This window comes from Streptomyces sp. NBC_00299, from assembly GCF_036173045.1.
Taxonomy (GTDB): domain Bacteria; phylum Actinomycetota; class Actinomycetes; order Streptomycetales; family Streptomycetaceae; genus Streptomyces; species Streptomyces machairae.
In genome coordinates this window covers 1,635,208-1,653,944 of record NZ_CP108039.1, presented here as the reverse complement: position 1 = coordinate 1,653,944, position 18,737 = coordinate 1,635,208, and the positions used below count along the sequence as shown (strand labels likewise).

Annotated in this window: 12 protein-coding genes; 6 read left to right on the top strand and 6 right to left on the bottom strand. The window is 71.8% G+C overall.

Annotated features, from left to right (window positions below; translation table 11 throughout):
* Positions 1-91: 91 nt before the first annotated feature.
* On the bottom strand, positions 92-1,417 hold the full coding sequence (locus tag OHT51_RS07175; protein WP_328878053.1) for a nucleotide sugar dehydrogenase: 1,326 nt from the start codon (positions 1,415-1,417) through the stop codon (positions 92-94).
* Positions 1,418-1,432: 15 nt separating this feature from the next.
* On the bottom strand, positions 1,433-2,935 hold the full coding sequence (locus tag OHT51_RS07170; protein WP_328878052.1) for a glycosyltransferase family 4 protein: 1,503 nt from the start codon (positions 2,933-2,935) through the stop codon (positions 1,433-1,435).
* Positions 2,936-3,104: 169 nt separating this feature from the next.
* Between OHT51_RS07170 and wecB the strand changes: the two genes are divergently transcribed.
* From wecB to OHT51_RS07150, 4 genes are read left to right on the top strand one after another with little or no spacing between them, the layout of a single operon-like run.
* A complete protein-coding gene (wecB, locus tag OHT51_RS07165; RefSeq protein WP_328878051.1) occupies positions 3,105-4,193 on the top strand; it encodes a non-hydrolyzing UDP-N-acetylglucosamine 2-epimerase in 1,089 nt (362 codons plus the stop codon).
* Complete coding sequence (locus OHT51_RS07160) at positions 4,186-4,923, top strand: class I SAM-dependent methyltransferase (protein ID WP_328878050.1); 738 nt, start codon at positions 4,186-4,188, stop codon at positions 4,921-4,923. The genes wecB and OHT51_RS07160 overlap by 8 nt, the downstream gene beginning before the upstream one ends.
* Positions 4,923-6,731, top strand: a complete 1,809-nt coding sequence (locus tag OHT51_RS07155; protein WP_328878049.1) for a hypothetical protein — start codon at positions 4,923-4,925, stop codon at positions 6,729-6,731. Before OHT51_RS07160 ends, OHT51_RS07155 begins: the two co-directional genes overlap by 1 nt.
* The gene (locus OHT51_RS07150) at positions 6,728-8,911 is read left to right on the top strand and encodes a glycosyltransferase (protein ID WP_328878048.1); all 2,184 of its coding nucleotides are present in this window, start codon (positions 6,728-6,730) and stop codon (positions 8,909-8,911) included. Before OHT51_RS07155 ends, OHT51_RS07150 begins: the two co-directional genes overlap by 4 nt.
* Positions 8,912-9,007: 96 nt before the next feature.
* Here OHT51_RS07150 and OHT51_RS07145 read toward each other — a convergent pair whose 3' ends face one another.
* Together OHT51_RS07145 and OHT51_RS07140 are read right to left on the bottom strand one after the other, a co-directional pair.
* Positions 9,008-10,354, bottom strand: a complete 1,347-nt coding sequence (locus OHT51_RS07145; RefSeq protein ID WP_328878047.1) for an MFS transporter — start codon at positions 10,352-10,354, stop codon at positions 9,008-9,010.
* Between the two features lie 199 nt (positions 10,355-10,553).
* A complete protein-coding gene (locus tag OHT51_RS07140; protein WP_328878046.1) occupies positions 10,554-11,219 on the bottom strand; it encodes a TetR/AcrR family transcriptional regulator in 666 nt (221 codons plus the stop codon).
* Positions 11,220-11,387: 168 nt separating this feature from the next.
* Between OHT51_RS07140 and OHT51_RS07135 the strand changes: the two genes are divergently transcribed.
* Both OHT51_RS07135 and OHT51_RS07130 read left to right on the top strand, forming a co-directional pair.
* Positions 11,388-12,275: a shikimate dehydrogenase gene (locus tag OHT51_RS07135; RefSeq protein ID WP_328878045.1), complete on the top strand. Its 888-nt coding sequence runs from the start codon at positions 11,388-11,390 to the stop codon at positions 12,273-12,275.
* A 69-nt stretch (positions 12,276-12,344) separates the two neighbouring features.
* Positions 12,345-14,183, top strand: coding sequence for a bifunctional sugar phosphate isomerase/epimerase/4-hydroxyphenylpyruvate dioxygenase family protein (locus tag OHT51_RS07130; protein WP_328878044.1), 1,839 nt, complete (start codon positions 12,345-12,347; stop codon positions 14,181-14,183).
* 30 nt (positions 14,184-14,213) lie between these two features.
* On the opposite strand, the gene OHT51_RS07125 is transcribed toward OHT51_RS07130, so the two are convergent.
* Together OHT51_RS07125 and OHT51_RS07120 are read right to left on the bottom strand one after the other, a co-directional pair.
* Positions 14,214-15,680: a membrane-associated oxidoreductase gene (locus tag OHT51_RS07125; protein ID WP_328878043.1), complete on the bottom strand. Its 1,467-nt coding sequence runs from the start codon at positions 15,678-15,680 to the stop codon at positions 14,214-14,216.
* Positions 15,681-15,782: 102 nt separating this feature from the next.
* The gene (locus tag OHT51_RS07120; protein ID WP_328878042.1) at positions 15,783-18,641 is read right to left on the bottom strand and encodes a peroxidase family protein; all 2,859 of its coding nucleotides are present in this window, start codon (positions 18,639-18,641) and stop codon (positions 15,783-15,785) included.
* Positions 18,642-18,737: the final 96 nt, after the last annotated feature.

Below are 18,737 nucleotides of genomic sequence, written 5' to 3'. Positions count from 1 at the left end.
CCGAGAACGGCGGTCACTGGCCATGACCGTCACCGACAGTCGCGGACGGTGACAGCCACCTGTGAACGACAGCCCGGGCATCAGGCGACGGTCACAGCACCTCGACGCCGGGCCGGAAGATCCGCCCCCGTGTGTCGAACAGCATCCGGGCCGTGTCGCCCAGGGCCGGCAGGTCGTAGGCGGAGTGGTCCTGGAGCAGGATCGTCAGGTCGTGCTCGCGCGCCGCCGCCATGACGTCGTCCACGCGCGGGACGCTCGCCCCGTCCACGGACCACACCCGCACATGCGGGTCGTGGAACGAGACCTCGGCCTGCCGCTCCCGCAGCAGCCGCGCCACCGGCAGCGCTGGCGACTCCCGCTGGTCGGCCACGTCCGGCTTGTAGGTGACCCCGAGCAGCAGCACCCGCGAGCCGTGCAGCGGACGGCCGGCGGTGTTGAGGAGATCCTGGGCGCGACGCACCACGTACTCCGGCATCCGCCGGTTGATCTCCTGGGCGAGCTCCACGAAACGGAATTCGTAGCCGAGCGAGGAACGCACCTTGTACGACAGGTAGTTGGGGTCGATGGGAATGCAGTGCCCGCCGACCCCAGGACTGGGGCGGAACGCCTGGAAGCCGAACGGCTTCGTGCCGGCGCAGCGGATCGCGTCCCACAGGTCGACGTGCAACTCGTGGCTGATCACGGCGAGTTCATTGACCAGGGCGATGTTCACATGCCGGTAGGTGTTCTCCAGCAGCTTGGCCATCTCGGCCTCGCGGGTGCCTTTCGCCTGGACGACGGTGTCGACGAGCTTGCCGTAGAAGGCCACCGCGCGCGCCGCACAGGACGGTGTGCAGCCGCCGACCACCTTCGGCGTGGTGCGCAGCCCGTGCGCGGTGTTGCCGGGGTCGATGCGCTCGGGCGAGAACGCCAGCGAGACGTCCACTCCGACGCGCAGCCCCGACTCCTCCAGGAGCGGCCGTACGACCTCCTCGGTGGTTCCCGGATAGGTGGTCGACTCCAGCACGACCAGCTGTCCGGGCCGCAGCCGGCCCGCCACCGTCCGCACGGCGGAGGTGACCGCGGCCAGGTCGGGCCCGCCGTCCTTGCCGAGCGGCGTCGGCACACAGATCACCACGTTCTGCGCACGGGCCAGACATGCCTCGTCCGTGTACGCGCCGAACCCGGCCGCCCGCATCCGGCGGACGTCCTCGTCGGAGACGTCGTCGACATGGGAGTGCCCGGTGTTGAGCGCCTCCACGACCCGGGGGTCGCGGTCCAGTCCGACGACTCTCAGGCCCACCGACGCCGCCTCACGCGCAAGCGGCAGTCCTACGTAGCCGAGCCCGATCACCGCCAGATCCACGTGATCGGGCCGTTCTGCTTCCCCGAGCGGTTCGCTCTCTTCCCCGAGCGGTCCGGCCTGTTCGACCTGCATGGGACTCACCCCGCATCAAGGCTTCGCATCAAGGCTGCCCAGAGCGCGGTACGCCTCACGGGTTGTGGCGGCGACGCGCTTCCAGGTGCGGTCACGCGCGACCGTCGCGCGGGCGGCTGCTCCCCACTCAGTGCGCCGTTTTCGACTGTAAAGGAGTATTTCAATCTCATCAGCCCAGGAATATGGTGATTCAGGCTTGATTAGCCTTCCGTTAACCTCCGGTTCGACCAGTTCTCTCAGTGCGGTGACATCACTCGCAGCCACCGGAACACCGCTCGCCATCGCCTCGACCGGCTTGAGGGGAGTCACCAGATGGCAGACGCGCTCGTCGGTGCGCGGCACCGCGAACACGTCCAACACGGCGTGGAATTGCCGCACTTGAGCGTGCGGAACCCGGCCGGTGAACAGGACGACCCCGTCGGCGAGGCCCAGCCGGGCGGCCAGTCGCTCCAGCGCGGGGCGCTCCGGCCCGTCGCCGACGATCAACAGCCGCAGCGGGACACCACGCCGGATCAGCTCTTCACCCGCATGGAGCAATGTGCCGATGCCCTCGAGCGGGGTGAGGCTGCTGACCGTGCCCACGACCAACTCGTCCGGCGCGATGCCGAGCCGGGCGCGCACGGGTGCCCCGTCCGGCAGTGGGGCCAGGAAGTCGTCGTCGACGGCGTTGGGCGCGATCAGGACCCGCTCCTCGGGCACGCCGCGGTCCACGATCTCGGCCTTCATCGCCTCACCCAGCGTCAGCACCAGGTCGGCCTCACGCATGCAGGTCGTCTCCAGGGCGCGTCGGGTCCGATACGTCTCGTCGTCCCGGCTGCGGCCCGGCGCCTGCGTCAGCCACGTCTCCTCCAGGAAGCCCCGCACCTCGTAGACCACCGGCAGCCCGTATGTCTCCCGCAGGGCGAGCGCCACGCGCCCGTTGCCGTGGTCGGACGCCGCATGCAGCACCGCGGGCCGCAGCCGCTCCACCAGCCGGGCGGCCAGTTCGGCGTTGCGGGCCAGCAGCGCGGCCTGCCCGTACGGCAGCCGCAGCGGCAGCAGCCGGTGCTGCGGGATGCCGTTCACGCGCTGTGACGGGCGGGCGTCCAGCACCCCCTGGGTCACGGGAAAGCCGATCCGGGTCACGACATGCGGATCGAGGCCGGCCGCCAGCTGGGCCTCGGCGAGCTTCTGCGTGCGCACGGTGTAACCGGCGTGCCGGAACGGCAGCCCGCTGGTGACCAGATGGAGCACCCGCCCCGGCACCGGAGAGAACGACCGCCCGGCGGGCGCGGGCACCCGCACTGCGGCGGGCGCCGCGGCCGGCCCCAGGGCCATGGCACGCCCGGCCAGCCGCCGTTCGAGCGGCCGCAACCCACGCCGAGCACGCCCCGGCACCAGCCGCACGGCAAGCAGCGCCGCCCGCGCCGGATCCTGACGCAGCTCGCCAAGCGCCACGGAGGCGGCCAGACTGAGGACCCGAGGAACATAGCGAACATAACCAGACATATCGCCAAGGTAGGCCGCAACGTCGGCCACGGCCCACCAACCTCACTGGTCCGACGACACCGGCCGCGAGGGAGCCGAAGGGGTGCGCCGGTGTCGAGACGGCGAACGCGCGGAGGCCCGAAGGGTCGAGCACGATCGCCGTCTCGACACCGGCTGAAGCACCCCGCAGGCGACCGAGCCATCAACACGGAGGCAACCATTGAACGGCTGCGTACTCCACGTGGTCGGCACCCGGCCGAACTTCGTCAAGGCCGCGCCGGTCGTCGCCGCGCTCGGCGCGGCGGGCTGCGACCAGGTGCTCGTGCACACCGGGCAGCACTACGACGAGCGGATGTCGGACATCTTCTTCCGGCAACTCGGCCTGCCCGAACCCGACACCGACCTCGGTGTCGGCTCCGGCAGCCACGCCCGCCAGATCGCCGACCTGCTGGTGGCCCTGGAGGCCGAGCTGACCGCCCGCTCACCCGCGCTGGTCACGGTGTACGGCGACGTGAACTCGACACTGGCCGCCGCGCTCGTCGCCTCCCGGCTGGGCGTCCCCGTGGCGCACGTCGAGGCCGGACTGCGCAGCTTCGACATGGCGATGCCGGAGGAGACCAACCGTCGGCTGGTCGACCAGCTGGCGGAGCTGCTGTTCGTCACGAGCCCCGAGGCCGTCGGCCACCTCGCCCGCGAGGGCATCGCCGGCGAGCGGGTGCACTTCGTCGGCAACCCGATGATCGACACCCTGCTCACCCATCTGGACCACTTCGACCCGGCGACCGCCCGAACGGCCCATCGGCTGCCCGAGCGCTACGGCGTCGTCACCCTGCACCGGCCCGCCAACGTGGACGACCCGGAGGCCGCCGCGGCCGCCGCCCGCGTCCTGACGGAGGCCGCCCGCCATCTCGACCTGGCCGTACCGCTGCACCCGCGCGGCCAGGCGGCGCTGAGCGCGGCGGGACTCGCGGACGCACCCGGCATCCATCTCCTCGACCCGCTCGGCTACGTCGAGTTCATGAGCCTCGTGCGGGGAGCCGCCGCGGTGATCACCGACTCGGGAGGCGTGCAGGAGGAGACGACCGTCCTGGGTGTCCCGTGCCTGACCCTGCGCACGACGACCGAGCGCCCGGTCACCGTCACCCATGGCACCAACCGCCTTGTCACACACGGGGAGTTGGTGCCCGCGCTGCGCAAGGTGCTGGACGGCGGGGGAGCGGCGGCGAGTGAGGGGCCCCCGCTCTGGGACGGCCGGGCGGGCACCCGCATCGCCCGGGTGCTCACGACGTGGCTGGAGCGCCATGGCTGACGACACGCGCACGCACGACGACATGCGCCCATACGACGGAGTACGCCCATACGACGGAGTACGCCCACATGACGGAGCACGCCCACGCGACGGAGCACGCCCGCACGACGACATGCGGACGTACTGGGACGCCCGGCACGCCGACCACGACGAGCTCGCCTCCGGCGGGCACATCGGACTGGACCGTTCGGGCAACGAGATCTTCTACGCCCAGCGGCTCGGCACCCTGCTCACCCTCGTCGGTGACCTGTCCAGCCCCGCCGCCCCGCTCTTCGTGCTCGACGCCGGCTGCGGCAAGGGGTACTTCGCCCGTGCCCTGGCCCGCTGCGGCCATCGGGTGGACGCCTTCGACGCCAGTCCGACCGCCGTGGCGCACGCCCGAGCCGAGGGCGGCGGTCCGCGTTACGCCGTCGCCGGGCTCGACGAGTGGCGCAGTCCGTGGCCGTACGACATCGTTGTCTGCGTGGACGTCCTGTTCCATGTACTGGACGACCAGGCGTGGGCGGCCGGTCTGCGCAACATGGCCTCCCTCATCCGCGTTGCCGGCCGCCTGATCGTCACCGACGAAGACACCGCCGATCGCACGACCCGCGGCGACTACATCGTGCACCGCCCGATCGCCGCCTACCGCGCCGAACTAGAGCCGCTCGGCCTGCGGCACACCCTCTTCAGGCCGTACGGCTTCCGGGAGAACCGGGTCGGCTTCCACGTCTTCACGAGGACCCGCTGATGCGCCTGACCGACCTGCTCCATCCGCACCTCGACGGCGTCACGACGGTGGTGGACGCGACCCGAGGCGCGCTGAGTCTGGAGCCGTACCTGCACCTGCCCCCCGGTGTCGCCCTGCGCGGCGACGAGGAACGACCCGTCACCGAGGGGGAGCTGGCCCTCCTGTCGTACGGACCCCGAGCCGAGCTGCACGGCGGCGAGGACGCCGTTCACGCGGTGCTGGCGCGGATGCGGCCCGGTGCGCGCGGGCTGATCGTGTTCGGCCACGGCGGCTCCGAACTCCCCTACCACCGGCTCCTCGACCACCTGGTGGCCCAGCGCTGCCAGGTCCTGCGCGCGGCACCGCTCGACTACGTCCATCTGCACGCCGGCGCGGTCATCGCCCGCACCGACGAGCTCCTGCCGCCGCACGACTTCTTCGGCCGGCCCGTGCCGTCCGACGGCTACGCCACGGCCCTGCGGATCGCCGACGAGTACGTCTTCGCCGACCTCGCCTCCCGGTCCCTGCGCGCCCGGGTGCTGGACCTGGAGCGGACCGTAGAGGAGGCGGAGCACACGCGTGCCGCCGCCGGGCAGGACGGGCTCGCCGAGCGGCTCGCCGCCGCCGTACGGGAGAAGGAGCAGCTGGCCGCCGGGCTGCGTGCCGCCCGTGACCGGGTCGATGTGCTGCAGGCGCGGGTGGCCATGCTGGAGGGCTCGACCTCGCTGCGGGTCGGAAAGGCGCTGGTGTCGGCGGCGCGCTCGCCGAAGCGGGGCGCGGCCCGACTGCCGGGGGAGCTGTACGGACTGTGGCGCGGGCGGCGCCGCACCGCAGGGCAGGCGCCCGCGAACGCGCCGCAGGCCCGGACCGAGCCGGACGCGCCTGTCGACGACCGGTTCCACCTGGCCCACCGCGCCCTGACCTCTGAGCCCCGCGACCGTCTCGTCGTCACCGGGATCCTGACGGCCGCCACCGCCGAGGACTTCGCGGCGGACGCGGTCGTCAACCGGCTGCTGCCCCATGACGGACGGCTGCTCGTGCAGCGCACCGACCCCGACGTGCTCGTCGTGCAGCTGAGCGCCTGCACGGGAGACGGACCCTGGTGGCTCACCGGCACCGGCCTCGCCCCCGACCTGGACCGCACCCTCGCCGAACTCCTGGCCGAGCAACGGGTGCTGGGCCGTTCGGCCGTGCTGTGGCGGGACGGTCCCGCCTCCGCCGCGCCCGGCCTCGCCCGGCTCGCCTGGGACGCGGTCATCGACACCGACACCGGCGTACGGCTCGCCCGGCTGGACCCGGCCGCTCAGGGCAGGGAACGGCTGCGCGAGGTGTTCCGGGAGGACAGCACACGGGTACGGCTGTCGCAGCTGGCGCAACTCGCCGGAGCCCCCGATCCGCTGGACGAGCGGCGCGTCGCCGTGCTGGCCGCACCCCGGGACCGTACCGATGTCGCCCGGCTCGTCGGGCAGGTGCTCGGCCAGCTGCACCGCCCGGTCGAGGTCGTCGTACCCGATGAGGCGGGGCTGGACGAACTCACCGCCGCCGGAGTGACCGTGCGCCGGGGGCAGCCCCTGGCGTCCTGGGTCGCCGACTGGACGGACCTCACCGAGGAGCGGCCGGACACCCTGCTGCTGGACCTGATGTGCGCCCAGGAGTGGTCCGGCGCCGACGCGGTGGGCCATACGCCGACCGCTGACGACTACGTCTTCGTACCGTCGCTGCGTCCGCTGCTGGTACGCCGGTCGCTGCACATGTCCGGCACCGATCCCGGCAGTTGGGCGGGGCAAGGACACCGACTGTTCGCCGTGCGCGGGAAGGAGCCGTCATGACTCGTACGCTGCGGGCGCTCGTCTACGGCGACGTCGACCTCAACCTCATCGACGGCTCCGCCGTGTGGGCCCAGTCGACGGTGCAGGCGCTGTCCCGGGCGGGCTGCGACACCCGGCTGCTCCTCAAGTCCCCCATACGCACCGCCCGGTTGACCGATCCGCTGGCCGAGCTGCCCCGGGTCACCCTGGTGCGCCCGCACGAGGAGCGGCTGCTGCCGGGACCGGCCGACCGGCCCATGTCGCCGGTGCAGGCCTCGCAGGTGCTCACCCGGCTCGACGAGGAGGACCCCTGCGACCTGCTGGTACTGCGCGGCCGGCGGCTGGTCGCGCGGGTCGTGACCGACGGCATGTTCGACGGGCGGATCTGGGCCTATCTCACCGACATCCCGCAGTCCGCGGCCGAGATGACCGAGACGGCCCGCGCGGAACTCGGCCGTATCGCCGAGGCCTCGCAGCGACTCCTGTGCCAGACCGAGGAGTTGCGCTGCTTCCTGGAGACCTGGGTGCCCGAGGCATACGGCAAGTGCGTGCTGAGCCCGCCCGCCGTGCCCGAGCCGGGCTTCCCGATGCCCGAGAGGGACGCCCCGCACGACCCTCTGCGGCTCGTCTACACCGGCAAGTTCGCACCGCGCTGGAACACCCTGCCCATGACCCGGCTGCCTGAGCTGCTCGCCCGGCGAGGCGTCGCCGCCGAACTGCACACCGTCGGCGACAAGATCCACGACGACCCGGGCCACCCGGACTTCCAGGCGGAGATGGCGCGTGCGCTGGCCGGCACCCCCGGCGTCCTCCACCACGGCGGACAGCCCCGTGAGGAGGCCATGCGCATCGCCGCGGACTGCGACGTGGGCCTCGGCTGGCGGGACCCGGTGCTCGACTCCAGCCTCGAACTGTCCACCAAGGTCCTGGAGTTCGGCACCATGGGTCTGCCCGTGGTCCTCAACCGCACCCCCGCCCACGAGGCGCTGCTCGGCAGCGACTATCCGCTGTTCGTGCCCGGACGCGCCGGACTCGACGACGCCGCGGAAACCGTGGCGAGGGTCGCGCGCGAGCCGGAAGCCCGGCGCCTGGCGGCCGACCGCTGCCGCGAGGCCGCCCGCCACCACACCCTGGACGGCGCGGCCGACCGCTGGCGGGCCCACCTGGACCGCGCCTTCCCCGCCCCGCCCACCGCGGTGACGGCCCGTCAACGGCCCTTGCGGGTAGGAGTCGCCGGGCACGACCTGAAGTTCCTCACCCGGCTCCTCGACCACTTCCGCTCGCTGCCCGGCCTGGAGGTACGGGTCGACGCCTGGCCGGCGCTGTCCCGCCACGACCCGGACGCCAGCCGTGAACTCGCCGACTGGGCGGACGTGGTGATCGTCGAGTGGTGCGGTCCGGCGGCCGTCTGGTACAGCCGCCACAAGCGGCGCGGCAGCCGGCTCGTCGTACGGCTGCACCGCTTCGAGCTGGACGCCGGGTGGCCCCGGCAGGTCGACATCGACGCCGTCGACCGGGTGGTGTGCGTCAGCCCGTACTACGCCCGCCGCACCCGCGAGCACACCGGCTGGCCCGCGTCCAAGGTCGTCGTCGTCCCCAACTGGGTGGACACCGACCAGCTGGACCGCCCCAAGGCACCGGGCGCCCACCACCGCCTCGGCATGATCGGCATCGCGCCCAGCCGCAAACGTCTCGACCTCGGCCTCGACGTGCTGGAGGCGCTGCGCGCCCGCGACCGGCGCTGGCATCTGTCGGTCAAGTCCAAGCCGCCCTGGGAGTACTGGTGGATCTGGAACAAGCCCGAGGAACGTGAGCACTACGACGCCGTGCTGCGCCGCATGCAGACCTCGCCGCTGCTGGAGGGTGCCGTCGTCTTCGACGCGTTCGGCCCGGATGTGGCGGGCTGGCTGCGGCGGGTCGGGCACGTGCTGTCCACCAGCGACGACGAGAGCTTCCACCTGGCGCCCGCCGAGGGGATGGCCTCCGGCGCCGTACCGTCGCTGCTGCCGTGGCCCGGCGCGGACGAGATCTACGACCGGCGGTGGATTCACGACAACCCCGAGGCGATGGCGGAGGCGATCGCCGCGCTCGGGGAGGAGGGCTGGCGGTCCGCGGGCGAGCTGGCCCGCACGCAGGTGCGGGAGGGCTTCTCCCTGGAGCGGGTGGCCGAGAGCTGGACGGATCTGCTGGTGTCGGGGTGACACCACTGGTCCAGCGGACAGCCCTGGTCCCCGGAGCCGTCACGGCGTCCGGGGACCAGGGAGTTCACGCAAGGGCGGCGCGCGGTCGGCGCAGGCTCAGGCGGTGACCTTCTCCGGCTGGGCCGCCTTCCGCGGCTCGCGCTCGCCCAGCAGCTCCGTCGGAACCTTCGCCGTCTCGCGGGCCGAGAGCGCGGCCACGACCGGCGGTACGCACAGGGCCGCCGTGAAGAGCGCCACCGCGGACCAGTCGTCGCCGTCCGGACCGGCGATCTGCGCGGCGAACGTGACCGCGAAACCGGCGACCGCGAAGCCGATCTGGGTGCCGATCGCCATGCCGGACAGCCGGACCCGGGTGGAGAACATCTCGCCGTAGAAGGAGGGCCAGACACCGTTCGCGGCGCTGTAGACCACTCCGAAGGCGATGACGCCGAGCAGCAGGGTCAGCGGGTAGGAGCCGGTCGAGATCGCCCACAGGTAGAGGAACATCGTCACCGCACTGCCGGCCGCGCCGATCAGAAACACCGGGCGGCGGCCGATGCGGTCCGACAGCGTGGCCCACAGCGGGATCGCGGCGAGCGCGACCAGGTTGGCGAGGGCGCCCACCCACAGCATGGAGGACCTGCTCATCCCGACCGAGTCGCTGGTGGCGTAGGACAGCGCCCACACCGTGAAGATCGTGCTGACCGAGGCGACCAGCGCGCCGGCGACCACCCGCAGCACATCCGCCCAGTGGTCCCGCATCAGCACCGCGAGCGGCAGCTTGACGACGCCCTCGGCGGCGGCCTGCTGCTCGAAGGCGGGCGTCTCCTCCAGCTTGCGGCGGATGACATAGCCGACGACGGCGACTGCGATGCTCATCCAGAACGGCACCCGCCAGCCCCACGACAGCAGCTGCTCATCCGGCAGCGCGGCGATCGGGATGAAGACCAGGGTGGCCAGCAGCTGCCCGCCCTGGGTGCCGCTCAGCGTGAAGCTGGTGAAGAAGCCGCGCCGGTGCGGTGGCGCGTGTTCCAGGGTCATCGAGTTGGCGCTGGCCTGCTCGCCGGCCGCCGAGATGCCCTGGAGCACCCGGCACAGCACCAGCAGCACGGGCGCGAGGGTGCCGACCTGGTCGCGGGTGGGCAGACAGCCGATGAGGAACGTCGACACGCCCATCAGGATCAGCGTGAAGACCATGATCTTCTTACGCCCCAGCCGGTCCCCGAAGTGACCGAGGAACAGCGCGCCGACCGGCCGGGCCGCGTACGCCACACCGAACGTGGCCAGCGACAGCAGGGTGGCGGTCGCCGGGTCGGACTCGTCGAAGAAGACCTCGGGGAAGATCAGCGCGGCGGCGCTGCCGTAGATGAAGAAGTCGTAGTACTCGAGGGCGCTGCCGATCCAGGCGGCGGTCGCGGCTTTCTTCGGTTGCCCGGGCGGGGCCTGGGGGACGGGGACGGACACGGCGTGCTCCTTCGAGGGGGCTCCAACGTAAGCGGAGTGAGCGGAAACGAGGGACTACCAGGGAAGGGGGATGTGCCGGATCCCGGCTAATTAACCCACTGGGTAGTTAGTAGCGGTGGCTACGGATGTTGCGCCGACGTTTCCCGGGTGTCAAGAGGTGCTGCCGTACGACTTCGGTCCGCTGCTTCGCCCCGTCGCCTCAGTCGGCCGCGCGCTCCGCCGTCAGATACGCGATCACCATGTCGCCGAGCATCGCCCGGTAGTGCTCGCGCTGGGCCGGATCCACCAGGTCACGGCCGAACAGGGCGCCGAAGGTGTGCCGGTTGGAGACCCGGAAGAAGCAGAACGAGCTGATCATCGCGTGCAGGTCGACGGCGTCGACGTCGGCCGTGAACAGGCCGGACTGCTGTCCCGACTCCAGGATCCGGCGGATCACGTCCAGGGCCGGTGAGCCGATCTTGCCGAGCTTCTCGGAGGCGGCGATGTGCTCGGCCCCGTGGATGTTCTCGATGCTGACCAGGCGGATGAAGTCCGGGTGCTGCTCGTGGTGGTCGAAGGTCACCTCGGCCAGCCGGCGGATGGCCGCGACCGGGTCCAGATGCTCGACGTCGAGTTCCTGCTCGGCCTCCCGGATCACGCCGTACGCCCGCTCCAGAACGGCCGTGAACAGCTGTTCCTTGCCGCCGAAGTAGTAGTAGATCATCCGCTTCGTGGTCCGGGTGCGGGCGGCGATCTCGTCCACGCGGGCGCCGTCGTAACCGGCGCGGGCGAACTCCTGCGTCGCGACGTCGAGGATCTCGGCCTGGGTGCGGGCGGCGTCACGGATCCGCCCGTTGCTGCGTGCCGGCTCTTCGACGCTGGTCATCGGCTTCCTTCGGCGAGGGGTGAGCGCGCCCCGGTGGCCCACCCGCGTGCCGGTGATTCTAGAAGCCCGATCGCTGCGCGTGCCGGGCCAGGTCTTCCCAAGCTCCGGTTCGGCTGCTATTACTAACTCACCAGTTCGTACATTAGTAGCGGCTCAGGAGGTCCCCCGGTGGCCAAGGACGCCAAGGACTCGTATCTCGTCGGGCTGATCGGCTCCGGCATCGGTCCGTCGCTCAGCCCCGCGCTGCACGAGAGGGAGGCCGACCGGCTGGGCCTGCGCTATCTGTACCGGCTCATCGACATCGAAGGGCTCGGCGTCCCGCCGGAGGCGGTGGGCGACCTGCTGCGGGCGGCACGCGACCTGGGCTTCGACGGGCTCAACATCACGCACCCGTGCAAGCAGCTCGTCATCGAGCACCTGGACGCGCTCGCCCCGCAGGCCGAGGCGCTCGGCGCGGTCAACACCGTCGTCTTCGAGGACGGCCGGTCCGTCGGCCACAACACGGACGTCACCGGCTTCGCCGCCTCCTTCGCGCGGGGTCTGCCCGACGTACCGCTGGAGCGGGTCGTGCAGCTCGGGGCCGGGGGCGCGGGAGCGGCCGTCGCGCACGCCATGCTGACGCTCGGCGCCGAGCGCGTCACCGTGGTCGACGCGCTGGCCGACCGTGCCGCCGATCTCGCCGCCGCCCTGAACCGGCACTTCGGCGCGGGCCGCGCGGCCGGCGCCGCCCTCGACGCGCTGCCCGCGCTGCTGACCCACGCCGACGGCCTCGTGCACGCCACCCCCACCGGCATGGCCGCCCACCCCGGTCTGCCCCTGCCGGCGGAGCTGCTGCACCCGGGGCTGTGGGTCGCCGAGGTCGTCTACCGCCCGCTGGAGACGGAACTGCTGCGCACGGCACGCTCGCTCGGGTGCGCCACCCTCGACGGCGGCGGCATGGCCGTCTTCCAGGCCGCCGACGCCTTCCGCCTGTTCACCGGACGCGAGCCCGACAGCGCGCGCATGCTCGCGGACATCGCCGAGCTGGCGGACGCCGTGGGAACCCCGAGCCAGTAATAGCCAGGAAGAGCCAGGCCAACAGGAAGAGCCAGGCGAACAGGAAGAGCCAGGAGAAGAGGTACCGGCATGCGTACGTCCATCGCCACCGTCTCCCTCAGCGGATCCCTCACCGAGAAGCTCACGGCCGCCTCCCGGGCCGGCTTCGACGGTGTGGAGATCTTCGAGAACGACCTGCTGGCCAGCCCCCTCACCCCCGAGGAGATCCGCGCCCGCTGCGCCGACCTCGGTCTGACCATCGACCTCTACCAGCCGATGCGGGACATCGAGGCCGTGCCCGCCGACGAGTTCGCCCGCAACCTGCGTCGCGCCCGGCACAAGTTCGAGCTGATGCGGCGGCTGGGCGCCGACACCGTCCTCGTCTGCTCCAGCGTGCACCCGCGCGCGGTGGACGACGACGCGCTCGCCGCCGAACAGTTGGGGCAACTTGCCGCCCTCGCGCAGGACTTCGGCATCCGTGTCGCCTACGAGGCGCTCGCCTGGGGACGGCACGTCAACACGTACGACCACGCCTGGCGCATCGTCGAGGCCGCCGGCCACCCCGCGCTCGGCACCTGCCTGGACAGCTTCCACATCCTCTCGCGCACCTCCGACCCCAAGGACCTCGAAGGGATCGAGGACATCCCCGGCGAGAAGATCTTCTTCCTCCAGCTCGCCGACGCCCCGCTGCTCGCCATGGACGTCCTGCAGTGGAGCCGCCACTACCGCTGCTTCCCCGGCCAGGGCGGCTTCGACGTCGCCGGGCTGGTACGCCACGTCCTGCACACGGGATACGACGGCCCGCTGTCCCTGGAGGTCTTCAACGACGTCTTCCGCCAGGCCGAGGCCGGCCCGACCGCCGTGGACGCCCAGCGTTCCCTGCTGGTCCTCCAGGAGGAGGTCGGCCGGACCACGCCGCCCGCGCCCGTCGTCCCCACCGGCGTCGCCTTCGCCGAACTCGTCACGCCGGACGCCGGACCGGTCTCGGCCGTCCTGGGCGCCCTCGGCTTCACCCGCACCGCACGGCACCGCAGCAAGCCGGTCCACCTCTGGCAGCAGGGCGAGGCCCGGATCCTGGTCAACACCCAGGGCTCGGCACGCCGGGACGGCACCGGCCTCGCCGCGATCGGCCTGGAGTCCCCCGACCCGACCGGCGCCGCCCACCGCGCCGAGGCCCTCCTGGCCCCGGTCCTGCCCCGCCGCCGCGCTCCGGAGGACGCCCCGCTGGACGCGGTCGCGGCCCCCGACGGCACGGAACTCTTCTTCTGCGCGACGGACCGGCCCGAACTGCCGAACTGGCGCGCCGACTTCACCGGCACAGCCAATGCCGAGCAGGGCACAGGGCACGCCGAGCAGGGCACGGCAGTCGCCGAGCAGGGCACGGGGGCCCCGGGAGTGACCCGCATCGACCACCTCGCCCTCGTCCAGCCCTGGCACCACTTCGACGAGGCGACCCTCTTCCACCACAGCGTCCTCGGCCTGCACCCCCAGGAGAGCGTCGACGTCGCCGACCCGTACGGACTGATGCGCAGCCGCGCCGTCACCAACGCCGACGGCAGCGTCCGTATCGCCCTGAGCGTCGGCGCGGCTCCCACGGACGACACCGTGCACGCCCAGCACATCGCGCTCGCCACGGACGACGTGGTCGCCGCGGCCCGCCGCTTCCGGGAGTCCGGCGGCCGGCTGCTGCCGATCCCCGCCAACTACTACGACGACCTGGCCGCACGGTACGAGTTCGCGGACGGCGAGCTGGAGACGTATCGCGAGCTGGGCATCCTCTACGACCGCGACGCGCAGGGGGAGTTCCGGCACTGCTACACCGTGACGGTCGGCCGCGTATTCTTCGAGCTGGTGCAGCGGGACGGCTACCGGGGTTACGGCGCCCAGAACGCGCCTGTGCGGCTGGCCGCGCAGCACATCGCGCAGTAGTGACCGCGGTGACGGCGGGACCGCGGTGGCCTACTGCCGACTGACGGTCCGTGTCACGCCGGCGATGACCGTCGTGGCGAGGATCCAGCCGGTGAGGACGAGGACGTACGCCAGGGCCTGCTGCCCGCCCTTCGGCGCGAAGGCGGGTTCCTGCCCGAAGGAGATCACCGGCAGCAACAGGTCGAGCGTGTAGAAGACCGGGTTGAACTGCGGTGCCTCGTCCGCCTTCAGGGGCGGCGGCGTGTGCAGCGCGAACGCGACGGAGCCGACGGCGAGCAGGGACAGCAGCCAGCCCAGCGCGCGCATCGGGCGGAAGCCATAGCCGACGGTGGCGTCCTGGACATGGCCCCACAGGCGGCCGTACCAGGGGAGCGTGGTGCGGTGGCGGCGCTGTTTGGCCAGCTGGACCAGGCGGGCGCCGTCCTCGTCGCCGGTACGGCGGTAGGCGGCGGTCAACTGCTCGTATCCGTGCGGGTCGAACGTGTCCTCGTCCCGCTCCAGCATGGGCAGCCGAAGCTCGGGCGACACGTGCGGTGTCAGGGACGTGTAGGTGAGGTCGAGGAGGCGGACCTGGTCCGGGAGCATCTCCGGATCCAGGTTGAGGTGCTCCACCTGCGAGCGGCGCAGGTTGAGCCTGCCTTCCATCGGGGTGCCCCCGCGCAGCCACACCTCGCCGATGACACAGCTGCTCGCCCGCATCGCGGTGCCGCCGGGATTGGACAGGCTGCTGTACAGCAGGTCGAGCCGACCGGGAATGCGGGCGCCCCGCAGGTCTATGCGGCCTCGCGTGCTCAGGCGTCTGCCCAGGACGTTGGCGCCCACTTCGAGGGCCTCGGCGCTCAGGACGAAGCCCTCGGGATGACGGAGCTCGGCGTTCTCCAGCCGGAGCGAGCCGCTGATCGTGGCGCCGTTCAGCCGGATCTCACCGCGCGTGCGCAGCCGTGTCGCGCACAGGTCCTCCCCGACGGTCACCTGGTGGAGCTGGAGGACCGGATCCTCGGTCCCCTCCGGCGCGGTGACCTCGGTCCCCTCCAGATACAGTGCCCCGGCGATCTGGGCCCCGCCGAGCCGTACCGGCCCCCCGAACCGGCAGCCCATCAGCCGCAGCCCACCGTCGACCCGAACCCGCGCGGACGCCAGACCGGGCAGCTGGGACCCGGTCAGATTGAGGTACTTCAGCTGGGCGCCGGACAGATCGGGCACGTCCTCGAAGTGGCAGTGACTGAGACGCACGATGCTGTCCACCGTCGCGTACCGCAGATCCAGCACACCGGTGATCCGCGCGCCCGCCACCTTGAGGGCCGCCACCTCACCGCTCTCCGTCGGGCCGTCGAGCAGCAGAGCCCGCAACACCGTGGCGCGGACGGTCCGTTGGGGTCCCCAGTCGGCGCCCTCGGCAGCACTCTCGTCCTGCGCACCACGGAAGTCCACAGCAGTGCCTTTGGGAAAGGCCTCCCATACGGCGCGCTCGGCCGGTGTCAGATCGTTGATCTCCATCAGCCGGGACTCTGACGCCGGCCGCCGAACCTGTCAACTCACCCGCTTCCACCTGGCTGGTTCAGGAAGAGCCACTGCCTTGTTCAGGAGTCACTGCCTTGTTCAAGAGCCACTCGCCGGTCGTACCGCCCGCCAGGGCGCGAACGCGCTGGCCCCGCACGGCAGCAGTGCCGCAAGCTCCGGGCAGTGCCGCAGGATCACGGAGTTCAGGCCGCCCCGCTCCACCCAGTCGATGCCCAGCGGCGTGTAGACCTCGGGCCGGTAGTCGACGGTGAGGAAGCGGTCGGACTGCAGACGCCGGCTCGCCATCAGGATGAACACCCGGAACGCGGTGTCGCTGAAGCCGAACCCCGTCGGCGGATTCTCCCCGAACAGCCCTACGACGGTGTCGATCTCGTCGACCGAGCGGTACACGTCCTTCAGCCGCGCCAGCGTCTCGGCGTTCTCCGTCAGCTCCTCGAAGGACCGCAGGCGCGGCTTGTGCAGCCCTTCCCGGAAGTCGTTGTAGCGCGGGACCCCGCGCCGCCGGGTCCGGACCAGGTCCACCACCGACAGGTCGATGATCTCGCCCTCCCGCTCGAACTGCTGCAGGGAGCGCGGGAAGTTGTGCAGCGTGATCGCTCCGGGATGGGCGACACCGAACGAGTACAGGGCGTTCGCGAGCCCCGTCTTGCGGATCCGCGTCTCGGCCGCGCCGCCCTGGATGTCCAGGAAGCCCACCGTCTCCAGACGCTGCCCGAGTTGGTGCTCGCGCAGCTCGAAGTCGTCCGGGATCAACGGGTGCATGCGGTAGACGGTGACGAAGTCCTCGGTGAGGGAGTACGGCGCGGTGTGGTGGTCCGGCAGGGTCTTCGGAATGCCGGTCAGTGAGTGCGACTCGAACAGCCACAGTCCGAGCTGGTTCAGCCAATTCCTGGGCGGGCCCTGCCAGTTGGTGTGCAGGGCGATGTCGATCGCCTCGGTGGCGAGGATCGCAGGCGTCCACTCCACGGTGTGGATCTTCGCGATCAGCGCCGAGACGATCAGGCGGGCCCTCTGGTAGATCCGCTCCTCGCTCATCCTCGGATACTCGGCGCGCAGCGCGGCACACACCGCGTTGTGCTCCCGCGCGAACAGCGTGTGCATGGCGCTGAGGCCCATCCACCAGCTGTCGTTGAAGCCCGTCAGTGGGATCCCGCCGTTGCCGCCGTTCGGCAAGTGACCGTCCTCCAGGCGGAGTTCGGCGCGACCCTCGGCCTCGCGCAGGAAGCGCGCGGTCTGCTCGTCGGCGCCGTACACCTCGGACCCGTCCCACCAGTGCGAGGCGGTGTTGGCGAACAGGATCGGCGGGCCGCCCGGCGCCTCGATGCCCTGGTTCTCCGCGAACCGCATCACGTCCTCGCCGGGCCCGCCGGGCGTGTTGTGCCACGGTCCGCTGCCGGGCGGCAACGGCACCTCGACACTGCGCTCACCCGGCCGGTGGCGCCGGTGGTTGACCCAGTCGTGCACCTGGAACTGGATCCAGGCCGCGGCCAGCACGTTCAGCGAGGTCGCGGGCAGGAAGCTCTCGCGGTACAGGAGTTGGCGGCTGACCGTGACCGGGTTCGGGGTGTCGAAGAGGTCGGGACGGAAGACCGGCTCCAGATTGCGGCCGAAGGCCGCGCCGACGGCGCCCATGCCCGGGTCCGACAGATCGTTGTACGTCCCGTCGTACGACCGCTCGTCGCGCAGCCGTTCCGGGACCGGCTCGGGCACCGGCTGTGCGCGGGGCGGCGCCTCGCGCGGCTCGGTGTCGATCAGGTTCAGCCGGCGCAGCACCTTGCGCAGGAACACGAGGTTCAGCAGGCTCAGCCGCGTCGGCAGCCGGTGCCAGGGCACGTACTGGTTGAGCAGCGCGAAAGCCGCTTCGACAGGACGCCCGAGGACCTTGTTGCGGACCGGCTCCTCGGTGACGAACCGCAGGCCGAGCCGGTGCGCGCTGGATGCCTGGTACGCCGCCTTGCGGGCCCGGTTGATGTTGCCGAGCGGCCTGAACTCCTCAGTCGTGTACCAGGGGTTGAAGCTCAGGTCCTCGATGCGGCGGGAGATCGCACGTGCCTCGGCGGAGTCCAGGTCCTGGCCGGGGATGGTGAGCCGGGCGACCGGAAGCGCGGGCGCCACCCCGTCCTGCCATTCCACCGACGCGTCCTCGACCGGGGTGTGCCGCTCGTCCACGAACCGCTGCACGCACAGGTCGTACTCGACGTCGCCCCGCGCCAGCCGGCGGGCGAACTCACGGTGCAGGAAGTCCGGGTCCTGACGGTCCGGCGCGGGCCCCGGCGGGGTGCCCGGCGCGGGACGGAACAGGAACCGCACCGGCCCCGCGTCGCCCCACAGCATCGCCCCCCGGCTCCAGTACGTCTCGTGGGCGAGCGAGTCGACGGTGTGCCGGGCAGCGGCCTGCACATTGCGCCGCATCCGGTTGGCGGTGCCGAGCCCCACGGCGAGCGGCAGCTTCACGAACAGTCCGAACGCCTTCTGCACCGGGCTGCGGGCGCCCGCCATCGCCTTGGCGAAGGCCACGAACTCCCGGGCGTTGCGGGCGTGCGAGACCGGATGGCTGGTCGCCAGCAGATCGTGGCTCTCCTCCTGCGACACCCGCACGCGCACCGCCGCCCCGCGCAGATCCGGCGAGCCGTCGCCCTGCCGGATGCCGCTCGCGTTGGACAGCCGTACGGTGGCCGGATACTCGGCGCCCGGCTGGGCGAACCCCACCCGCAGGGCTGCCGGGAGGTCGTCGTGGAAGCGCAGCCGTGCGTTCTCCACGGCCAGCGGCGCCTTGGCGTGGAAGGTACGGGTGACCTCCCCGCCCCCGGCCCGGCGGTTCCTGACCTGCACGTCCATCAGTTCACGCGCCAGCCGCTCGAACACCTGGCGTTCCGCCTCGGGACTGCCGCCCTCGTACCGTTCGTAGCGCTGCTCGTGCTGCCCGGACTCGGCCATCGGAGGTCTTCCTTCGTACGACTGCGTACGGGGACCCCAGGATCCCAGGAAGCCCACCGGGCCGCATCCGCAGTGAACGCGGGGTTGACGCCCCCT

Coding starts and splice junctions, on each gene's coding strand:
- OHT51_RS07175 (WP_328878053.1), bottom strand. CDS start 1,417: ATGCAGGTCGAACAGGCCGGACCGCTCGGGGAAGAGAGCGAACCGCTC.
- OHT51_RS07160 (WP_328878050.1), top strand. CDS start 4,186: ATGGCTGACGACACGCGCACGCACGACGACATGCGCCCATACGACGGA.
- OHT51_RS07155 (WP_328878049.1), top strand. CDS start 4,923: ATGCGCCTGACCGACCTGCTCCATCCGCACCTCGACGGCGTCACGACG.
- OHT51_RS07150 (WP_328878048.1), top strand. CDS start 6,728: ATGACTCGTACGCTGCGGGCGCTCGTCTACGGCGACGTCGACCTCAAC.
- OHT51_RS07140 (WP_328878046.1), bottom strand. CDS start 11,219: ATGACCAGCGTCGAAGAGCCGGCACGCAGCAACGGGCGGATCCGTGAC.
- OHT51_RS07130 (WP_328878044.1), top strand. CDS start 12,345: ATGCGTACGTCCATCGCCACCGTCTCCCTCAGCGGATCCCTCACCGAG.
- OHT51_RS07125 (WP_328878043.1), bottom strand. CDS start 15,680: ATGGAGATCAACGATCTGACACCGGCCGAGCGCGCCGTATGGGAGGCC.
- OHT51_RS07120 (WP_328878042.1), bottom strand. CDS start 18,641: ATGGCCGAGTCCGGGCAGCACGAGCAGCGCTACGAACGGTACGAGGGC.